This is a genomic window from Variovorax sp. VaC1 (assembly GCF_043658315.1).
Lineage (GTDB): Bacteria > Pseudomonadota > Gammaproteobacteria > Burkholderiales > Burkholderiaceae_C > Variovorax.
The window spans coordinates 127,260-146,382 of record NZ_JBIGLT010000002.1 but is presented as its reverse complement, the minus strand read 5'-3'; the positions used below and the strand labels follow the sequence as shown (position 1 = coordinate 146,382).

Annotated in this window: 19 protein-coding genes; 7 read left to right on the top strand and 12 right to left on the bottom strand. The window is 65.3% G+C overall.

Annotation, left to right across the window (positions count from 1 at the left end; all coding sequences use genetic code 11):
- Positions 1–7: 7 nt before the first annotated feature.
- From ACGLHS_RS07640 to ACGLHS_RS07625, 4 genes are all read right to left on the bottom strand, one after another.
- Entirely contained in the window at positions 8–1,147 is a 1,140-nt protein-coding gene (locus ACGLHS_RS07640) for an AI-2E family transporter (protein ID WP_394478444.1), read from the bottom strand.
- A 165-nt stretch (positions 1,148–1,312) separates the two neighbouring features.
- Positions 1,313–2,017, bottom strand: a complete 705-nt coding sequence (locus ACGLHS_RS07635; protein WP_394478442.1) for a GntR family transcriptional regulator — start codon at positions 2,015–2,017, stop codon at positions 1,313–1,315.
- A gap of 33 nt (positions 2,018–2,050) precedes the next feature.
- The gene (locus tag ACGLHS_RS07630) at positions 2,051–3,397 is read right to left on the bottom strand and encodes a C4-dicarboxylate transporter DctA (RefSeq protein WP_394478440.1); all 1,347 of its coding nucleotides are present in this window, start codon (positions 3,395–3,397) and stop codon (positions 2,051–2,053) included.
- A gap of 157 nt (positions 3,398–3,554) precedes the next feature.
- Complete coding sequence (locus ACGLHS_RS07625; protein WP_394478438.1) at positions 3,555–4,520, bottom strand: LysR family transcriptional regulator; 966 nt, start codon at positions 4,518–4,520, stop codon at positions 3,555–3,557.
- Between the two features lie 36 nt (positions 4,521–4,556).
- Here ACGLHS_RS07625 and ACGLHS_RS07620 point away from each other — a divergent pair, with 36 nt between their 5' ends.
- From ACGLHS_RS07620 to ACGLHS_RS07605, 4 genes are all read left to right on the top strand, one after another.
- Positions 4,557–4,829 carry a hypothetical protein gene (locus tag ACGLHS_RS07620; protein ID WP_394478436.1) on the top strand — a complete coding sequence of 91 codons (273 nt, stop codon included), beginning with the start codon at positions 4,557–4,559 and terminating at the stop codon, positions 4,827–4,829.
- Between the two features lie 80 nt (positions 4,830–4,909).
- Entirely contained in the window at positions 4,910–5,638 is a 729-nt protein-coding gene (locus ACGLHS_RS07615) for a Crp/Fnr family transcriptional regulator (protein WP_394478434.1), read from the top strand.
- Positions 5,635–6,354 carry a Crp/Fnr family transcriptional regulator gene (locus ACGLHS_RS07610; RefSeq protein WP_394478432.1) on the top strand — a complete coding sequence of 240 codons (720 nt, stop codon included), beginning with the start codon at positions 5,635–5,637 and terminating at the stop codon, positions 6,352–6,354. Before ACGLHS_RS07615 ends, ACGLHS_RS07610 begins: the two co-directional genes overlap by 4 nt.
- Before the next feature lie 131 nt (positions 6,355–6,485).
- Positions 6,486–8,627, top strand: coding sequence for a DNA/RNA non-specific endonuclease (locus ACGLHS_RS07605; RefSeq protein WP_394478429.1), 2,142 nt, complete (start codon positions 6,486–6,488; stop codon positions 8,625–8,627).
- Between the two features lie 69 nt (positions 8,628–8,696).
- On the opposite strand, the gene ACGLHS_RS07600 is transcribed toward ACGLHS_RS07605, so the two are convergent.
- Positions 8,697–10,040 carry an MFS family transporter gene (locus tag ACGLHS_RS07600; protein WP_093238501.1) on the bottom strand — a complete coding sequence of 448 codons (1,344 nt, stop codon included), beginning with the start codon at positions 10,038–10,040 and terminating at the stop codon, positions 8,697–8,699.
- Positions 10,041–10,299: 259 nt separating this feature from the next.
- Between ACGLHS_RS07600 and ACGLHS_RS07595 the strand changes: the two genes are divergently transcribed.
- Positions 10,300–10,539 (top strand): hypothetical protein, encoded by a 240-nt coding sequence (locus ACGLHS_RS07595; protein ID WP_093238502.1) that lies wholly within the window; start codon positions 10,300–10,302, stop codon positions 10,537–10,539.
- A gap of 25 nt (positions 10,540–10,564) precedes the next feature.
- Here ACGLHS_RS07595 and ACGLHS_RS07590 read toward each other — a convergent pair whose 3' ends face one another.
- Both ACGLHS_RS07590 and ACGLHS_RS07585 read right to left on the bottom strand, forming a co-directional pair.
- The gene (locus ACGLHS_RS07590) at positions 10,565–11,179 is read right to left on the bottom strand and encodes a response regulator transcription factor (protein ID WP_394478426.1); all 615 of its coding nucleotides are present in this window, start codon (positions 11,177–11,179) and stop codon (positions 10,565–10,567) included.
- Positions 11,176–13,341 (bottom strand): ATP-binding protein, encoded by a 2,166-nt coding sequence (locus ACGLHS_RS07585; protein WP_394478424.1) that lies wholly within the window; start codon positions 13,339–13,341, stop codon positions 11,176–11,178. Before ACGLHS_RS07585 ends, ACGLHS_RS07590 begins: the two co-directional genes overlap by 4 nt.
- A gap of 283 nt (positions 13,342–13,624) precedes the next feature.
- On the opposite strand from ACGLHS_RS07585, the gene ACGLHS_RS07580 reads away from it, so the two are divergent.
- Positions 13,625–14,389, top strand: coding sequence for an SDR family oxidoreductase (locus tag ACGLHS_RS07580; protein WP_394478422.1), 765 nt, complete (start codon positions 13,625–13,627; stop codon positions 14,387–14,389).
- Positions 14,390–14,918: 529 nt separating this feature from the next.
- On the opposite strand, the gene ACGLHS_RS07575 is transcribed toward ACGLHS_RS07580, so the two are convergent.
- A complete protein-coding gene (locus ACGLHS_RS07575; protein ID WP_394478420.1) occupies positions 14,919–15,431 on the bottom strand; it encodes a hypothetical protein in 513 nt (170 codons plus the stop codon).
- A gap of 155 nt (positions 15,432–15,586) precedes the next feature.
- On the opposite strand from ACGLHS_RS07575, the gene ACGLHS_RS07570 reads away from it, so the two are divergent.
- Positions 15,587–15,751 (top strand): hypothetical protein, encoded by a 165-nt coding sequence (locus ACGLHS_RS07570; RefSeq protein ID WP_394478418.1) that lies wholly within the window; start codon positions 15,587–15,589, stop codon positions 15,749–15,751.
- Here ACGLHS_RS07570 and ACGLHS_RS07565 read toward each other — a convergent pair.
- The 4 genes from ACGLHS_RS07565 to ACGLHS_RS07550 form a co-directional block, all read right to left on the bottom strand.
- The gene (locus ACGLHS_RS07565) at positions 15,736–16,200 is read right to left on the bottom strand and encodes a gamma-glutamylcyclotransferase family protein (protein ID WP_394478416.1); all 465 of its coding nucleotides are present in this window, start codon (positions 16,198–16,200) and stop codon (positions 15,736–15,738) included. The genes ACGLHS_RS07570 and ACGLHS_RS07565 overlap by 16 nt on opposite strands.
- An 85-nt stretch (positions 16,201–16,285) precedes the next feature.
- Positions 16,286–16,831 (bottom strand): signal peptidase II, encoded by a 546-nt coding sequence (gene lspA / locus ACGLHS_RS07560; RefSeq protein WP_394478413.1) that lies wholly within the window; start codon positions 16,829–16,831, stop codon positions 16,286–16,288.
- A gap of 117 nt (positions 16,832–16,948) precedes the next feature.
- The gene (locus ACGLHS_RS07555) at positions 16,949–17,962 is read right to left on the bottom strand and encodes a hypothetical protein (RefSeq protein ID WP_394478411.1); all 1,014 of its coding nucleotides are present in this window, start codon (positions 17,960–17,962) and stop codon (positions 16,949–16,951) included.
- A gap of 35 nt (positions 17,963–17,997) precedes the next feature.
- Positions 17,998–19,092, bottom strand: coding sequence for a hypothetical protein (locus tag ACGLHS_RS07550; RefSeq protein WP_394478409.1), 1,095 nt, complete (start codon positions 19,090–19,092; stop codon positions 17,998–18,000).
- Positions 19,093–19,123 lie beyond the last annotated feature (31 nt).

The following is a 19,123-nucleotide window of genomic DNA, read 5'->3' as shown; positions in this document are numbered from 1 at the left end:
CCGCGTTTCAGGCCTTCCCCTGGCCCTTCTTCTTGTCTTCGGCGCCTTCGGTGCCTTGTGCGCCCGTCGCGTCTTCCACCACCGGGTCATGCCCCGTGCCCACGTGGCCCGAGTCCGCGAACAGGCCCCACGCGGCCATGAACAGCGCCGCGATCACCGGCCCGATCACGAAGCCGTTGATGCCGAAGATCGCCATGCCGCCGATGGTCGACATCAGCACGATGTAGTCGGGCATCTGCGTGTCCTTGCCGACCAGCAGCGGGCGCAGGATGTTGTCGACCAGGCCGATCACGAACACGCCCACGAAGATCAGCACGCCGCCTTGCCAGAAGTGCCCCGTGGCCAGGAAGTAGATGGCCACCGGCCCCCAGATCAGCGCCGCGCCCACGGCCGGCAGCAGCGACAGGAAGGCCATCAGCACCGCCCACAGCAGCGCGCCCTGCACGCCCAGGAACCAGAAGGCCAGCCCGCCGAGCGTGCCCTGCGCGATGGCCACGGCCACGTTGCCCTTGACGGTGGCACGGATCACGGTGGTGAACTTGTTGAGCAGGTAGTGCGTGTGCGGCTTGGCCAGCGGCACGGCGTCGCGCATGGTCTTGGACAGCGTCGCGCCGTCGCGCACCAGGAAGTACAGCAGGTACAGCATCACGAAGAAGCTGACGACGAAGTCGAAGGTGTTCTGCCCGATGGCCAGCGCCTGGCTCGCGATGAGTTGGCTGGCCTGCCCCGCGATGGCCGAGATGCGTGCCTGCCAGGCCGCCATGTCGCCCAGGTTGAAGCGCTCGACCAGGTTCAGCAGCCACTGCGGCGCCGCATCGAGGATCTGCTGGAAGTAGGCCGCGAAGTTCAGCTGCCCCGAACGGATGCTCTGCGTGACCAGCGCCACCTCTTGCACCAGCGACACGCCCACCATCGCCAGCGGCAGGATCACGATGAACAGGCAGATGGTCAGCGTGGAAAGGGCCGCAACGTTGGGCTTGCCGGGCATCTTCTTGAGCAGCCACTTGAACAGCGGCGTGAACAGGATCGCCAGCGCCACGCCCCAGAGCACCGCGCCGAAGAACGGCATCAGCACCCAGATGAAGGCGGCGGTCACGGCGGCGAGAAGGGCGAGAAACACGCCGCGCTGGAGTTGGGGTGAGTTCATAAGTGTCTCGGACTGTAGCCGAGCCGGAAGCCGGGTCCGTGTCAGCCGGAGCGCCCTCGTGCGGTGCCGTGGGGTTGCATGGCGAATCCGCCTGAAACGGACGCGTGACGGTCGATACGCGCTATCGGATTGGTAGCGGCCGCCGGCACTAATGCACAGCTGGCTTCAGCGCTTGGCGCGCGGCAGGGCCACCGGCGCCAGCGTGGCGCGCAGCCGGCTCGGCGCGTCGGGCTCGGCGGTGGCATCCACTTCGAGCGCGCGTTCGACATTGCCGATGTGGTCGAGCATCAGTTGCCGCGCCTTGTCGGTATCGCCCGCTTCGAGCGCGGCGACGATGGCGCCATGCTCGGCGCACGACTGCCCGGCCTCGTGCTTCGACTGGTAGAGCGTGGCGGCCAGCGTGGTGCGTGCCGTGAGGTCGCGCAGCACGTCGACCAGCAGTTGGTGCCCCATCTGCTCGGCCAGGCACACATGGAAGTCGGCCAGCAAGAAGGCGCGTGTGGCGGCGTCGGCACCTTCGATGGCGCGCCGCTCGTCGGCGATGTGGTCGCGCAGCTTGCGGATCACCTTGGCCAGCGGCCGGCCTTCGCTCGCGGCCAGGATGCCGGCCTCGACGATGCGGCGTGCCGAGAAGGCATCGCGCGCCTCTTCGGCCGAAGGCTCCACCACGTACCAGCCGCGGCGCGACTGCACCTCGACGAAGCCGCGCGCCTGCAGTTGCATGAGCGCCTCGCGCACCATCGTGCGGCTCACCGAGAAGTTCTCGGCCAGCGCCTGCTCGCCGAGCCGCTCGCCCGGCGCGAGCTTCTGCGCGAGGATGGCCTCGACGACGCGCTCGGCGATGGCGGTGGGGCTGACGTCGGTGGCCATGGGTCTTGCTTCTCTTCTTTCTCTTCGTTCGCTTCAGTGGCCGCGCGATGCGGCGGCGGCGGTGCCGCTGTTTACCACGGGCGCGGCATCGGGCTCGGCCAGCGGCTCGTCGTCGGGGGAGAAGGTGCCGTCGAGCACCGCGTGCGCGCGCTCGCGGTCGATGTCGCCTTCCCATGCGGCAATCGCGACGGTCGCCACGCAGTTGCCGATCAGGTTGCCCAGTGCGCGGGCGATGCCCATGAACCAGTCGACCGACAGCACCAGCACCAGCCCGATGGCAGGAATCGCCGGAATCGCATGCAGCGTGGCGGCCAGCACCACGATGGCCGAGCCCGGCACGCCGTGCGCGCCCTTGGACGTGACCAGCGCGATCGCCAGGATCGTCAGCAGGTCGGCCATCGAGATCGGCGTGTTGGTCGCCTGCGCGATGAACACTGCGGCCAGCGTGATGTAGATCGAGAAGGCGTCGAGGTTGAACGAGTAGCCCGTGGGAATCACCAGGCCCACCGTCGAATCGCGGATGCCCATGCGACGCAGCTTGGCCATGACCTGCGGCAGCACGCTGTCCGACGATGTGGTGGCAAAGACGATGGTGAGCTCTTCGCGCAGGTAGCGCAGCAGCTTGACCAGGCTGAAGCCCGACATGCGCATCACCAGCCCCAGCACCACGAACACGAAGATCAGCACCGCGCCGTAGAACAGGGCGACCAGCATGCCCAGCTGCTTGAGCGAGCCGATGCCGTACTGCCCCACCGTGAAGGCGATGGCGCCCAGCACGCCCAGCGGCGCCAGCTTGATGATGATCCCCATGATCTTGAACAGCACCAGCGAGAGCGCGTCGACCACCACGGCCACCGGCTTGCCGCGCTCGCCCAGCAGCGTGAGCGCGCAGCCGAACAGCACCGCGAACAGCAGCACCTGCAGCACGTCGCCGGTGGCGAAGGCGTTGACCACCGTGGTCGGAATGAGCTTCATCAGAAACTCGACCGTGCCGCCGCTCGTGAGCTTGTCGGCGGTCGAGGCATAGGCGCTCATTGCGGCCGGGTCGAGCTTGGCCGGGTCGACGTTCATGCCCGCGCCCGGCTGGAACACGAAGGCCAGCACCAGGCCCATCGCCAGTGCGACGGTGGTCAGCACCTCAAAGTAGATGAGCGACTTCACGCCCACCCGGCCCACGCGCTTCAGGTCGCCCGCGCCGGCGATGCCGTGCACCACCACGCAGAACACCAGCACCGGGATGATCATCTTGATCAGCTTGATGAACCCGTCACCCAGCGGCTTGAGCTTGACGGCGTACTCGGGCGCAAACAGCCCCACGAGCACGCCGAGCACTAGCGCGATGACCACCTGACCGAAAAGCGATTTGGCGAAGCGAGGCATGGAATCTCCTGTCTGTTGCCAGACTGTTTTGTCGAGTTTTTGCATGCAAGCAATGCCTTGTCTTGCATGCAAGAAATGTAGGCAAGAAGAATTCGGAGCGGTCAGAGGGTATTCCCGGCTGTTCCGGGGCGCCAGGATGGCGGCTGGCGCGGCCGGATCACCCCGAAGGCTCGCCGTCGGCCCATTCATCCGGCCGCCATCGCAGATCGCGTTCGGCGGACCATTCCTGGAGGTCGGCGCCCGACTCGAACGCTGCCCGCTGCGCGCGAATGCCCTGCGCAATGTGGTCCATGAACACCTGCACGCGCCGGCTGTGGCGCAAGGTCGGGTGCGTCAACAGCCACAGGTCGGCGGACGCCGATCTTGGAATGTTGCCCAAGGCAACGAGGGTGGCCGACGCGCGACCGAGAAACCGCGGCAGGGCGGTCGCCCCCAGATCGGCCTCGGCCGCCCGGCGCAGCGCAACGAAGGAGTCGAAGGCGTGCTGCACATGCGAGGGCGCTAGGCTCTCCTTCAGCCAGCGGAAGATGGGCGTGCGCGACAGCGATTCGTCGGGCATCAGCCAAGCCATGTCCCTGGGCGATCTGGCGGTGTTGCGCGACAGGTAAGTCCGCGATGCATAAACGGCAAAGTCGACACGGCACAACCGGAGCCCCACGAGCGAATCGGGCGGCGCGATGGAGGGGCGAAGCGCCACGTCGGCCGCGTGGTTCTCGATGTCCAGCAACGCGTTGCCGATCGACGTGCGGACCTTGATGGTGGGGAACTGCCCATGGAACGACGCCAGAAGCGGCATGACGGCCGCTGCGAAGAGGGAGTCGGTTGTCGTGAACCGGATTTCTCCTTCCATCTCCGAGCCCTGCGCGTCGACCAGGCGTTGCGTCCTGCCCACCTGGGCTTCGACGGATTCAGCCAGCTCGAACACCACCTGTCCTTCCTTCGTCAGCGCGTGCCCGCCCGGCGTGCGGCCGAATATCTTCAAACCGAAACTGGCCTCGACCTCCTGGAGCCGTCGCAAGACCGTGGCGTGCGACACCTGCATCGCACGGGCTGCAGCGGCGGCCGATCCGTTGCGCACGGCCGCGAGCACGTAGCGCAGATCGTTCCAGTTGAGGTTGTTCATTTATGTGATTTGGATTTGCAGAAATGATGATTCCCAATGCACGAGCCAACCTTCAGCATCGAGCCCTCTTTTAACTCGACATTCGAGATGAAATATCGTTTATCTCTGGTTGCTGCTTTGGAGAGCGATCACCTGGAATTGGCAATGACTGCAGGCGAGTTCTGCAATCTCGGTGCCAGCGTCTTTCGAGAAGAAAAACGGATTGAAAAGTCTCGTGCGAATGACACGTTCAGCGTTGACTTGATAGACACATTGGTGTCCGACAAAGTCGCATTGCGTTTGCAGAACGAATTCATTGGGTACCCGTGAGTCCGGCAGCGCGAATGTCTGCCGGAACGACCGACCGATCCCCCCGTCAAGAGAGCCAAGCGGCCAATGCCAGGCTTCGCTTGAACCACAAAGAGCTGATCGAAAGCACATTGCGAGAAATGCCCTGCTTTGCCGAGTGGGCGCCCGTCGCCATGAGCCAGCTCGTCGCCGCTTCCACGCTCTGCTGGCATGAGCGCGGGAGCCTGCTGTCGGCCAATGTCCAGGCGGGCGAGCCAACCATCTTCGTGATCGTGTCCGGCCATGTCGTGCATGTCGAAACCTCGTCCGAAAGCGTCCGCCTGAGCTGGGCATTGCGGGGGCCGGGCCACATCCTCGGCATTTCGTACATGCTCGATCTGGGTGGCCGCATCCTTGAATACATCGCGAACGACGAGGTGGTGGCGATCCACATGCCGGGGCATCTGCTCTTCGGGTTTCTCGACAAGGCCCCGTTGCATTGGAAGCACATGGCCCGCATGGTGCTGCAGCAGGAGCGCACGCAGATCGACCTGGTCATCGGCCAGATCGTCGGCTCGCTGGCGCAGCGGCTTGCCAGCGTCGTGGCGCAGCTTGCTGCGCTCTACGGCGTTCGGGCGATCGAGAAAGACGCCATACGCATTCGCCTGAGCCAGCAGAGCCTTGCGGACATCCTGCAGGTCAGCCGCCAATCGGTGAACAAGCAACTGTCGGCCTGGGCTGCGTTGGGCGTGGTCAGGATTCAATACAACGAGATCGTGATCCTCGACGCGCCGGCGCTGCAGAGAATGTCGCGGCCTTCCGCGCCACTGAATGACGCGGTTCCCGCATGAGCCAATTGCGCGCCTCCATTGCAGACGCAATGCTCATGAGCGCCGAGTTGCGCACGGTGCCGGCCTTTTCATCCTGGTCGCGCGTGGCGATGGAAAAGCTCCTTTCGCATTCCCGTGTCGGACGCCATCTGCGGGGGGATGTCTTCTCGAGCGAGCTGCGGACGCCGGCCGAAACCTTCCTGATCGTTTACGGCGAAGCGATGGCGGCACGTGTGTCTCCGCAGGGCGAGCGATCGGTCGTGATGCTGCTGGGCCCCGGCGTGGTCATGGGCATGACCCAGGTCTTCGGCAACGCAGAGCGCGCGGCCTACGACTTCAGCGCCCACAGCGACGTGGTGGCGATTCACATGCCCACTCCGCTGATCCTCTCGATACTCGACGCGGACCCGATGCTCTGGAAGGGAATGCTGTTCATGCTCGTGCAGCAGCACGCCGCGCACGTCGAAACGCTGCGCAGCCAGATCGAAGGCGCCTTGCAACGGCGCGTGGCCGCCACGATCGAGCGCCTTGCCGCGCTCTACGGCAGCCGCACCGCACAAGGCGGCGTTCGCTTGCAGCTGTCGCAGTCCAGTCTCGCGACGATGCTGCAGGCCAATCGGCAGGCGATCAACAAGGAGCTGAAGGCACTGGCGGACACCGGGGCCATCGGCCTCGAATACAGCGCCTTGACGGTACTGGACCCTGATGCATTGAGGCGCGCGGCAAAGTCGAACTGACGCCACGCCGCGGCCGAACCGCTCCGGGGTTCGCGCAGTCCTCGGGTGTCATGCCACTGACGCCTTTCGCCGATCCAATGAACCGCGTCGCGCGGTTCATCTGAACCCCGCGCCTTCGCAAGGGGACCGCCATGAACGAGGACGCGATCGGCGCTTTTCAGGACTGCGTGGAGCGCACCGCCCAGGCGCGCGAGCAGGTGCGCAAGCTGGTGGCCTCGGGCCGCTGGCGCGAGGCCGAGCCGGACGTCGACCGGTCGCGCGCCTATGCCGTGCGGCATCGCATGCTGATGTCGTCCAGCGGCGCGGAGTCCATCACCGGCAGCACCGAAGATTTCCAGCGGGTCGGATTCCTGTCGCAGGGCGCGCTCAGTGCCAGGGCGGTCGGCTATGTCGAGGTCAACTACGGCACCAAGGCGGAGATCGGCACCGGCTTCATGGTCAGCCCGAACCTGTTGATCACCAACCGCCACGTGATCGAAGACGCGACTGCGGCGCGGGGCGCCCAGGTGACCTTCTTTCGCGAGCTCGACGAGCGCGGCGTTCCGAAGCCGACCACGACCTTCCTGCTCGACCCCGACCGCTTTGCGCTGTTCTCGCCCGACGACCAGCTCGACTACGCCCTGATCGCGCTGGGCCGCAGGCAGTCGGGCCTGGCCGAGGCGGGCGACCTGGGTTTTTGCGCGCTGTCGGACCAGCCCGACAAGCACGTGCTCGGGATGAACACGAACATCGTCCAGCACCCCTCGGGCTGGCCGAAGATGATCACGGTGCGCAACAACATCCTCACGGCGCGCACCGACCGTACGCTGCTCTACGAGACCGACACCGAGCAGGGTTCGTCAGGCTCGCCGGTGTTCAACGACGACTGGCAACTGGTGGCCCTTCACCACTGGGGCGAGCCCTTCATCGACCGCGACACCTTCGGCAGCGAGGTGCCGAGAAACGTGAACGAAGGCGTGCGCATCAGCGCCATCTACCGCGACCTTGCGAGCCGCATGAGCGGGTTGCCCGCAGAGTGGCAAGCCCTGCTGCGCGAGGCGCTCGCCGTGGCCGCCAGCACGCCGGCCGCAGCGGGCGACCGCAGGCTTTCGCCGCCCCGGCCCTCGGCGCAGGAGGCCAAGGTCATCGACATCACGAACCCCACCACGGAGCACACCATGGCCACTTCGAGCGCGTCGCCTTCCCCACAATCGATCCGACTGACCGTGCCCGTCGAATTGACGATCAGCATCGGGCAGGCGGTGCAATCGCAGATGCAGCCGGGTGTTGCCGTGGCATCGACGTCTTCCGCGCCGGTGCCATCGCCCGCCGCCTTGCAGCCGAAGGTGCTGACCCGTGGCGCAGAGGCGGTGCAGGTCGACCAGGACTACGGCAATCGCAACGGCTACGACTCGGGGTTCATTCCTGGCCTGGAGCTGCCGTTGCCGCAACCCTCGCCCGCGCTGGCCAGGCAGATCGCTTCGCTGCGCGCCGGCGAGGCGGGCGCGGCGGAAGGGGAGTTGAAGTACGAGCACTTCAGCCTGAAGGTGAACAAGTCGAAGCGGATCGCCGCGTTCACGGCGACGAACATCGACGGCGAGACCTACCTCGATGTCGACCGCAAGACCGGCCAGGCCAATGCCTCGGAAGGCGAGGTCTGGTTCAAGGACCCGCGCATCAGCGCGAGCCTTGTGCTGGACCAGACCTTCTATTCGGCGTGGTCCACCTACTTCGATCGCGGCCACCTGACGCGCCGCACCGATCCGACCTGGGGCACGCCGGAAGAGGCCGCGCGGGCCAATGCCGACACCTTCCATTTCACCAATTGCTCGCCCCAGCATTTCAGGTTCAACCAGAGCGCCAAGTACTGGCAGGGGCTGGAGCGCTATGTGCTCGAAAACGGCACGCTGGCCGGTGACACCAAACGCAGGCTGGTCGTCTTCCAGGGGCCGATCTTCGACGACAAGATCGACCTCTGGGCCGACGACGTGCAGATCCCTTCGTCGTTCTTCAAGGTCGTGGTCTGGAAGGGGCAGGCCGGGCCCAAGGCGGTGGGGCTGGTGGTCGATCAGTCGAAGCTGTTGTCGGAGGCCCGGCACAGCCTGGGCGCGCCGCAGCCGTTGCCGTCGGTGGACGTGAACCACTGGCGCGTGCCGATCGCGAAGATCGAAGCCCAGGCCGGGCTCGATTTCGGCGACCTGGTCCGTGCGGCCGACACCATCGCCAATGCCGCGCAACCCAGGGTGGGCGAGGGGCTGGTGCTGATCACCAGCTTCGAGGGCATCCAGCTCTAGCCGGACGCACTGCATCGCATCGCACCTTGCCGCGGGATGCCGGGCGCCTGGCCCCCGCGGCGGCTTTGTTTACTTGTCGTTGTGCAGGTACGTCGCCTGCTTCGGCAGCAGCAGGCTCACCAGGAAGGCCACGGCCATCATGGCCGTCACGTACCAGTAGAAGTACGACTCGTGGCCGATCGACTTCAGCCCCAGCGCCACGTACTCGGCGCTGCCGCCGAAGATCGCGTTGCCCACTGCATACGAAAGCCCCACGCCCAGCGCACGCACTTCCGGCGGGAACATCTCGGCCTTCACGATGCCGCTGATCGAGGTGTAGAAGCTCACCACGGCCAGCGCCACGGTGATGAGCACGCCGGCCATCAGCGGGCTGCTCACGCTTTGCAGGCTGGTCAGCACCGGCACCGTCATCAGCACGCCCAGCGCGCCGAACAGCAGCATGTTGCTGCGCCGGCCGATGCGGTCCGACAGCGCGCCGAACAGCGGCTGCATGCACATGTAGATGAACAGGCAGGCCGTCATGACGTTGCTGGCCGTCTTGATCGACATGCCGGCCGAGTTCACCAGGTACTTCTGCATGTAGGTGGTGAAGGTGTAGAAGATCAGCGAGCCGCCGGCCGTGTAGCCCAGCACCACGAAGAAGGCGCGCTTGTGGTGCTTGAACAGCTCGGCCACGCTGCCCGCGCCCTTGGCGGTGCGGGTCTTGGTGCTGGCGGTCTCGGTCAGCGTGCGGCGCAGCATCAGTGCCACGATGGCCGCCACGGCGCCCAGCACGAAGGGAATGCGCCAGCCCCAGCTGCGCAGCTCGGCTTCGTCCAGGAACTGCTGCAGCACCACCACCACGACCACGGCCAGCAACTGGCCGCCGATCAGGGTCACGTACTGGAAGGACGAGAAGAAGCCGCGCTGGCCGCGCATTGCCACTTCGCTCATGTAGGTGGCGGTGGTGCCGTATTCGCCACCGACCGACAGGCCCTGCAGCAGCCGCGCGACCAGCAGCAGCGCGGGCGCCGCGGCGCCGATCTGCGCGTAGGTCGGCAGGCAGGCGATGACGAGGGAGCCCACGCACATCATGACGACCGAGGTCACCATCGAGGTCTTGCGACCCTTGCGGTCGGCCAGCCGGCCGAACAGCCAGCCGCCGATGGGGCGCATCAGGAAGCCGGCTGCGAACACGCCGGCGGTGTTCAGCAGCTGGACGGTCGGGTCCGATTTGGGAAAGAACGCGGGCGCAAAGTAGATGGCGCAGAACGCGTAGACATAAAAGTCGAACCACTCCACCAGGTTGCCGGACGAAGCGGCAAAGATCGCGAAGATGCGCTTGCGCTTTTCTTCGAAGGTGTAGGGGGTGGTGTCGGCGGCTTCGGTGCCGGAGGCACCGGCGCTGGCGCCCGGACTGGCGATGGCGGTCATGGGAGGAATCCTTGTCTCTTCTGGCTGCGGCCCGCCGCGAGGACGCGGCAAGCCGTGCCGGCGAGTCTGGCGCGCCGTGCCCGCGCCGTCGTCCGTAGCCTCCGGCCGCGCGGCTGCGTAGGTGTACGCAAGGGTAAATACCTAGGCCTTTTTCATCACAAACCCGCGCATCCACCCGCCAAGTCAGCACGTAGTAGGCATGGGAATCTCCAATCGGGTCATTTCCCGGCTCTCTCTCCCACTGGCGCAAGGAGAAACCATGGCGACCTACGAGCAAGTCATCCGCGAAACGGACCGGATCGAGGTGGTCGATGCCTTCGACCACCGGAACACCGTGATCGAGTGCCGCGCCTATGCCGAGCGCGTGAGCATCACCAAGCGTTACCAGCCGGTCTGCACCCGCGTCAGCTACCGGCTGGCCGACGGGCGGCCGGTGCGCCGCACGCACAAGGCCTACTTCGATACCGAGGACGGGCAGGACCGCTTCTTCGTCACCTGAGCGGGGGCGGCCGGGCCGCCGACGCTCAGAGCCCGTGCTCCCGCAGGAAGCGGTCGAGCTCGTGGCTGTTCGACAGCCCCAGCTTGGCGAACACGTGGGCGCGATGGGTTTCCACCGTGCGCAGCTCCAGCGGGGCGAGTTCGAGGGCGATGCGTTTGTTCGGCAGCCCTTCGGCCACCAGCCGGGCCACCTGCATCTCGCGCGGCGTGAGCTTGGCCCACAGCGCCTGCGCGGCCTGGCGGGCCTGCCGGCGCACGGCAATGTCGCCGGCCTGTTGCAGGGCGCGGGCGATGCTGTCGAGCAGGCGCTCGTCGTTGCAGGGCTTTTCGAGCCAGCCGAAGGCGCCGTTCTGCACCGCCTCGACCGCCATCGGAATGTCGCCATGGCCCGAGAGAAACAACACCACCAGCGGGCTGTCTTGCGCGCGCAGCGCATCGAACACCTGCAGCCCGCTCATGCCGCTCAGGCGCAGGTCGAGCACGGCGCAGCCCGCGCGCTGCAGGTCGGCGCCGGCCAGGAAGTCTTCGCCCGAGGCAAAGGTCTGCACCGCGTAGCCGCGCGACAGCAGCAGCAGGCCGAGTGAGCGGCGCACGGCTTCGTCGTCGTCCACCACGCACAGGTTGTTGGCAAGCGCATTCACGATGAAATCTCCAGTTCCAGGGTGAAGACCGTACCGCCTTCGGCACGGTTGGCAAAAGACAGGCGGCCACGGTGGGCCTCCACGATGGTGCGGCAGATGTTCAGGCCCAGCCCCAGCCCGCCGGCCTTGGTGGTGAAGAAGGGCGCGAACACCTGTTCGGCCAGCGCGGCGTCGATGCCCGGCCCGTGGTCGGCCACGCGGATGTGCATGCGGCCGCCAAGCACCTCGGCCTCGACCTCGACCACGCGCTGCTCCGGCGGCGTGGTCTGCATGGCCTGCAGGCTGTTCGACAGCAGGTTCAGCAGCACCTGCTCCAGCAGCACGCGGTCGCCGCGCACGGCGGGCAGCGCGGGCGGAATGCGCACCTCGGCGCGGGCCTGCCGCAGCCGCATCTCGCCCTGCAACAGCGCCAGCGCGTTCGTCACCAGCGCGGCCACCGCGCAGTCTTCGGCGCCCACGGTCTGCTGGCGCACGAAGCCGCGAATGCGCCGCACGATCTCGGCGCTGCGCTGGGCCTGCGCCACGGTTTCGTCCAGGCTGCTGACCAGCAGCGACTGGTTGCCCTGTTCCGCAAAGGCCTTGGCCGCGCTGGCGAAGTTGCTCAACGCCATCAGCGGCTGGTTCAGCTCGTGCGCGAGCGTGGAGGCCATCTCGCCCAGGCTGGCCAGCCGCTGCGCATGCTGCAGTTGCTCGTCGTTCTGGCGCTGGCGCAGTTCGGCGCGCTTTTGCTCGGTGATGTCGACCACCGAACTCATCCAGCCGCTGTGGCGGCCCTCGACATCGATCAGCCGCGCCGTGTAGACCATGGTGATGACCTCGTGCCCGTTGCGGTGCCGCACGCTCGACTCGAAGCCCGAGAGCGCCGATTGCCCGCTCATCATGGTTTCGTACTCGCGCCAGTGCTGCGCGGTGTCTTCGGGGCGCCAGTAGGGGTAGGGCGGCAGCTTGCCGAGCAGCTCGTCGGCGCTGTAGCCCGTCATCTCGCAGAAGGCCGGATTGACGTAGATGATGCGGCCCTCGAGGTCGCGTGCGCGCATGCCCACCAGCAGCGAATCTTCCATCGCCTTGCGGAAGGCATGCGCTTCGTCGAGCGCGTGCGTGCGCTCGCGCACCCGCAGTTCGAGGTCGCGCCGCGCGTCGCGCTGCTCGGCGAAACGGCGCTCGCGCAGTTGCCAGTACAGGCCGCCCAGCAGCAGCACGCCGGCGCACAGCAGGCCCAGCATCCAGGTGCGCTCGCGCGCGTTCGTCACTTCCGAATGGTCGGCCATCACCGTCAGCGTCCAGCCCAGGTCGGGCAGCGGCTCGTCCACCGCGAGAAAGCGGCGCGGCTTGCCGTCGATGTCGGTGCGCACCAGGTAGCCCGGTTGCCCTTCGTCGCGTGCCACCTTCCATGGCAACAACGGGAAGCTGGTGCGCGGGCCGTACTGCTGGTGGCGCTGCACCCAGTCCAGATCCGTCTCGTCCAGCGCGTGGTTGGCCCGGTACAGCCACGCCGGCACCGAACTCAAAAACACGATGCCGCGCGCGTCGGTCAAAAGGATCGGCTCGCGCGCGAAACCCCAGGCCTCTTGCAATTCGCGCAGGCTCACCTTGACCGTCACCACGCCCAGCACCGGGCCGCCCTCGGGCTGCACCGGCGCCGAGATGAACAGCCCCGGTTCGCCCGTGGTCTGGCCCACGCCGTAGAACAGCCCGCTGCGGCCCGCGCGGGCGTCGATGAAGTAGGGTCGGTTGGCGTAAGACTGCCCGACGAAGCTGTGCGACGTCGCCCAGTTGCTCGCCGCCAGCGTGAGGCCCTGCAGGTCGATCAGGTACAGATCGTCGGAGCCGGCCAGGCGATTCACTTCCTCGATGTAGCGGTTGGCGCGCTGCCGCGTGGCCGGATCTTGCGGATGGGCCAGCGCGGCCAGCACGTCGGGATGCATGCCCGCGGTGAACGGTAGGTAGCTGTACTTGCCGGCGGCATCGCGCAGGCCCAGCACATGCACTTCCATCGCGCGGCGGATCGAGTCCGCCTGGAAGCTCGCTTCGCGGCTCGCGGCCCATTGGCCCGCGATGCCGATCAGCAGGAGCGCCGCCAGCACGGCCGCCGCCCAGGCGTACAGCGTGCGCTGGCCGGGGCGAGGCCTGGAGATCGTGGGTTCGGGCGTGAGGGGCGGCATGGGGACAGGGCCGACCGGCGCGGCGACCGGAATTTTGCCTTGATCGCGGCGGCGCCCTCGCGGGCGGGGGATGCGGCAGGGCGAAGAGGGCAGGGGCCGCGCTTGCTGTGCGGTGCCAACAAGGCGGCCGCACAGCCGCTTCATCTTGACTGGCGAGTCGACGCGGAGCCTGCCACTCGTCGTGCGAATTCCATCGAAATCGGATGTCCACAAACGACCAGACACGAAACGCCCCAGCGCACATGCTGCGCGCTCATCAACTCAATATGTGGATCAGAGAAACATGGATGTGCTTGCAAACAAGGTCGCGATCGTGACGGGCGCCAGCTCGGGCATCGGGCGCGCCACGGCGCGGCTTTTCGCGCGCGAGGGCGCGGCAGTGGTCGTCGCCGGTCGCCGCAGGGCTGAACTGGAAAGCCTCGTCGAAGAGATCACCGGCAAGGGCGGAAGGGCCGTTTGCGTCGCGGGCGATGTGCGAGAAGAAGAGCATGCGCAGGCCCTCGTCCAGACGGCCATCGACCGTTTCGGCGGCCTGGACATCGCGTTCAACAACGCGGGGACACTCGGCGAAATGGGCCCCACATCGGGCGTATCGGCGGCGGGCTGGAGCGACACCATCGCCACCAATCTCACCAGCGCATTTTTTGGGGCGAAGCATCAGATACCGGCGATGCTGGCTCGTGGCGCCGGAAGCATCATCTTCACCTCGACCTTCGTCGGCTACACCGTCGGGTTTCCGGGTGTCGCGGCCTACGCCGCCAGCAAGGCGGGGCTGATCGGATTGACCCAATCGCTCGCCGCCGAATTGGGCCCGAGGGCGGTTCGCGTCAATGCGATCCTGCCTGGTGGTGTCGACACGCCGATGGGGCGGGAGATGAGCGACTCGCCTGAGGCGATGGCGCATGTGGCAGGGCTGCATGCGCTCAAGCGCATTGCTACGCCGGAAGAGTTGGCGCAGTCGGTTCTTTATATGGCGTCTGATGCTGCGTCGTTTATGACTGGGGCGGCGCTGCTTGTGGATGGGGGGGTGTCGATCAATCGCGCTTGATGACGAGGTCGTTGACACGTTGCCTCACCTTGGCCGCCGAACATGAAGTCGGCGGCCTGTTGTGTGGGGCGGCAGACGGGGTGCCGGTTGTGAGGACACAACTCGTCGATGCGACCGGCCCTATGCGCGGGCAGGCGCCGCAGTATGCGGGTCGAGCCGGTGCCGATGGAGAGAAAAGGGGCTCGTTGCAGACCGCCCAATGCAAGTCGATCTGGATGACTGCTTCAGGCTGGTTGTGGTCCTTACGCCGCGACGCCTGACCGTCGCAATCGGGCCCTGAGCTGCCGCTCACAGTTCTCCAAAGCGGTCATAGCGTTCCACTGAAAGTCGCCGCGATCAGCCGCAATCGACGTGCTGCCCTCAATCCTCGTCGGGCCACTGATGATGCAGATACTCAAGCCGCTTCTGAACATCGTCGGTGATCTCTATCCAGTGCCGTATCCCCCTCTGGTGAGAAATAGCCTGAAGCCGAGATGCGTTTGCTCGCAAGACCGCGTCTGTAGCCGCAGTTCTCCCAATGATTACACGATCAAGCCCGAGCTCGGAGGATGTTCCAGTCGTGGACACAGTAGCCTGTGACCTGGGTTGAAGCGCGCTCTGACGTCTCGGCCGCCACCGCGACAACCGCAAAGCCGGGGAGGTATTGCCCGTCGCCATCGAGGCGGTAATACATCTCGTCGCCATCATCAAATTCGAGTGCCTCAGACGTTGACAGCGCTGCCAGCATGTCCCCGACCCGCACGCCTTCGTATGTGCCCAAGTAGCCCTCGAAGACGTAAATGCTCCCAAGCTGCTCGCGCGCCGAAAACACTAGGCGGACGACGTCTGAACCAAAGAATATCGTGACACCTCCGTGGCCACCAAAGTCTCGGAGGACAAGGGCTCCCTTGTTCGCTGCCAGTGCGGCGTTGAGATGAAAATCAGGAGCGTAGTCAACATGACTAACGTCCTGGAGGAACGGTTCTATGCTCGATAGTGACTGACCTATCCTGAATCCTGCAGCGGAGTTTCCTGGCTCGATGGGGGCATAGAGATCAAGCATTTTGGATGTCGGGCCATCTGTGAGCGTCCATTGTGAACAGGGTAGACCAAGGCGGAGGACGTTCGCGTGACCTCGCACGAAGCTTACCTAGCCTCTTTCGAGAGTTGGTGCTGATCTATGCAGTCCGAGCACTGTCTATGGGCGAAGCGACGACCATGAGTCTCGGCGTCGATCTTGATGCTGTTCAGCGTTTTCATCTCACGCTGAAAATGTGGCGCTACGTCCCGGACAAGCGGTTCAGTTTCCGCTTCTGGCCGCATTGTGTCGGCACGGCGAACGGCCAGTTGTGGCCGCATCTTGCCGCTCACCGTTCAGATTGATCCTCGAACCTTCTCAGCGTCTCTTGGTAGGCCTGGGGCAGGCCCCACTTCCGAGCACCATCGAGAATGAGGCTAAGGTACTCCACATTTGGGGAGTGCTCGGCCGCCGCCTTGTCGAGGACCTCATAGGTGATTGCATCAAGAGAGCCGCCATCCGAGGCTGCGACTTGTACTTGAACACGTACATAGGCTGGCGGACTCAAGTGCGCTCCCTCGTGGCGGTCAAGTTTGGCCAAGTCCTCATCGTTCACCTCAAACAGCGCGCCCCACACAGACTGCCCTGGCGCCGGGTCGATGTCAGCGACGCCGCACTCGCGCTTGCTAGAGTATCTCGTAAATGCCAGCTTGTAGCCGGGCAGCTCGGCGGCGCAGATGAATTTGTGGGACGGACAACGTGCACGGATTTGGTCCTGCGACATGTTGGACCCATAGGCGAAGTAGTTCGGCATTCGTTCACTTTCTGCGAATCGCTACGACCCAGCTCATTCGAATTCTGCCGTGGGTGCGAGTGACGGGTCCTGGCCGTCTGCTGTCTCAGGCTGCTGCGGATGGATTTCCGCCGGTGCGCGACCGCCTAATCTCGGCGAAGACCAGGAGGGCGGTGCCAACTGTGATGGCGCAATCGGCAACGTTGAAGGCAGGGAAGTAGTAAACCTCGCGCCAATGAAGCGAGATGAAGTCGACTACATGCCCGTGCCATAAGCGGTCGGCTACATTGCCCAGCGCGCCACCGAGCACCAGTGCCAAAGCAGTTCGAGACCAAGGTTCTCCGTTCGGCTGCGCAAGCGATCTGAGGATGAACATCGCCACCGCGATGGCGAGGCCTATAAACAGCCATCGCTGCCAGCCCGAGGCGTCAGCGAAAAGGGAAAAGGCTGCGCCCCGGTTGTGAGCCAGTACCAGGTCGGCAAAGGACCCGACGTGAACGACCTCTCCCTCGACAAGAACTCGTGCGGCAGCCGCCTTCGAAGCTTGGTCCGCCAGTAGGACGCCGAAGGCGGCTCCCAGGTGAGGCGCCAGACGCGATGCCAGGGCCATAACGCCTGCGCGGCGCGTGTCAACGGGCACAGAGCTTGTCATACGGTCTTCTTGTGTGGACGTCGGGTTCTGGCCGACTGTAGCCGGTCGCGCTGGTATCGCGAAGTGGCCCAGTTCGGCCCTACGGTTCGGTTGACGGTGCTACAGCATCCGTCTGCGTCAGCATTGCGAGATACCGTTGAGCCTACCGGCACGATGGCGCTTCCATATCACGCTGTCCGCAAGATAGTGGTGAAAGTTCAGGGTGAAGTGTGCAATGAGGACCGTCGGAAGCCCAAGCCAGAGGAGACTTCCTCCGATGTGACTGGCGGCCATGAAGAGGGCTGCGCCGCAAATCGCGCATCCGATAAAGAAGGCCGCCGGTGGCCTCAGCTTCTTGAGCAGCGATTTGCCGTGTGCCGGAGCAGTGTCCGATGCCTCGCTGCTTACGCTGTCCGCCCCAACGCCGGGCTGCCGCTGGCGATAGACGAACACCAGATACTGGATGTTGTGCCAGACGTTGACCACCAGCCAGCCCACGGTGATGTCGCTGATCCAGACATAACCAACCAGCGAGACCACCAAGTGGGAAAGCACGAAAGTGTCGAAGGGCGCATTCGCCTGCGGCGCTCGCCTGGCGTAGCCCAGGCACACCAGCCAGCACAGCGAACCGGCAATGGCCGCGATGCCTGCCGCAAGGGCCAGCTCCTGGGGCACGGGTGGCAGCCAGATGGGGTAGCCCAGGAAGCTGCTGGGTGCCTGCGCGCCGCGGTGCAGGTATCCCCACGTAGGAAACAGATAGATCAGCAGATAGGGCAGGTTGCGGAATGGCACCTGGAGCCGACGGTCGTGGCGTCTCGCGATGCCATAGCTCTGGCGGGCAACATGAAAGGCCTGAAGCGCGAAATACAGGGCGAACAGTCCGGTCGCTTCATATGCGAGCGCAACGACCGTCAATCCCGCCAGAACCAGGATGGGGGCGACGACGATCAAGGCCCATCGCAGGCGAGTGTGCGACGACATCGAGCCGATGCGCGTGTAGGTCGCGACGATATGGGGATTGGCCAGCAGCCATATATCGACGTAAAGCACGGCCAGCATCATGGGGGTAGACCACGAGGCGAGTGCTCCAGCCGCGAGCGCCGCGAACAGGTTGCCGAAGATGATCCAATGCTCTCTGCACACCCTGGCCATCGTGGCGCTCCCTGACGCAGGCTCTGCGCGAGCTGTCATGTCACGACAGGCAGAGTGGGCGCAGGCGGAGGCGACCCCAGTGGGGCTCGTTTGGGCGGAACCGAGAACACGGAGCGCGGCCGCAGTCGGCGCTCGAGCTCGGTCCGCATGTTGTCGTATGCGGCATTCCGCGCGGCCGTGAACCTCGATTCGAGAGTCGCGCGGCTCAGGACCCCAGACAAGCCCGACGGAGGAAGCGGCTGGTACGGGTCGTAGTTCTCGGTGGCCTCGCACGGGTGGCATCGCCCGTCTTCGTCGTACTGGTTGTGCAGCCTGATCTGATAGACCACGCCGCCTTCCTTGGCAGGATCCACAGGGAAGCTGAAGGTCACCGCGAGTTCGGATGCTCTTGACGAGACATCGCCCTCAAGAGGAACAAAGCCGACACTCCGATAGGCGCGGACGATGCTTTCCTTGAGATCGGATACGCTGATCCCGACGAAGGAGTTGCCGAACAGGTTCTGCTCGCCTTCCCACTGCCGCTTGTAGTTAAAGCCGAACGAAGGGGCGAGATGCTCGCGCCCGGCGGACTCGATCGTCGCGTACGCCTTGTCGATCGCCGGAACGAGTCGTGCGCTCAGGTCGTACTGGGCCATCCATGGCAGCGCATTGATCTCCTGCGCGTTGCTGACTTCGGCAAACCTCAGGAAACAGGGACTGCACTTCTTCCGGCCATCGAGCAATTCATCTGCGGACACGAGAAGCACCGCCGGCCGTGTCTTCGCATCGACATCGAGCTTGAACTTGAAGACCGTCGACTTGTTTTTCTGCTCATCCACGGCGACGAACGAGAAGCCCGATTTCTGGAAAGCCTGGCGCACCATCGACCTGAACTCCGGGGCACCGATGCCCTGATAGGCAGCGACGGGGAACGTGGGCCTTCCAACCTTGTAGCTCAAATCCAGAACGCCGCGTTGCGGCTGAGCCTGGAGTCGGGCCTGTGGTTGCGCTGGGAGCTGGGGCTGTGGTTGAGCGAAGGCGCCCAGTCCCGCCAGCAGGAAGCCGAAGGCGGCTCCCAGGCGAGGTGCCAGACGCGATGCCAGGGCCATAGCGCCCGCGCGGCGCGTGTCAACGGGCACAGAGCTTGTCATACGATTTTCTTGTGTGGATGTCGGATTCTGG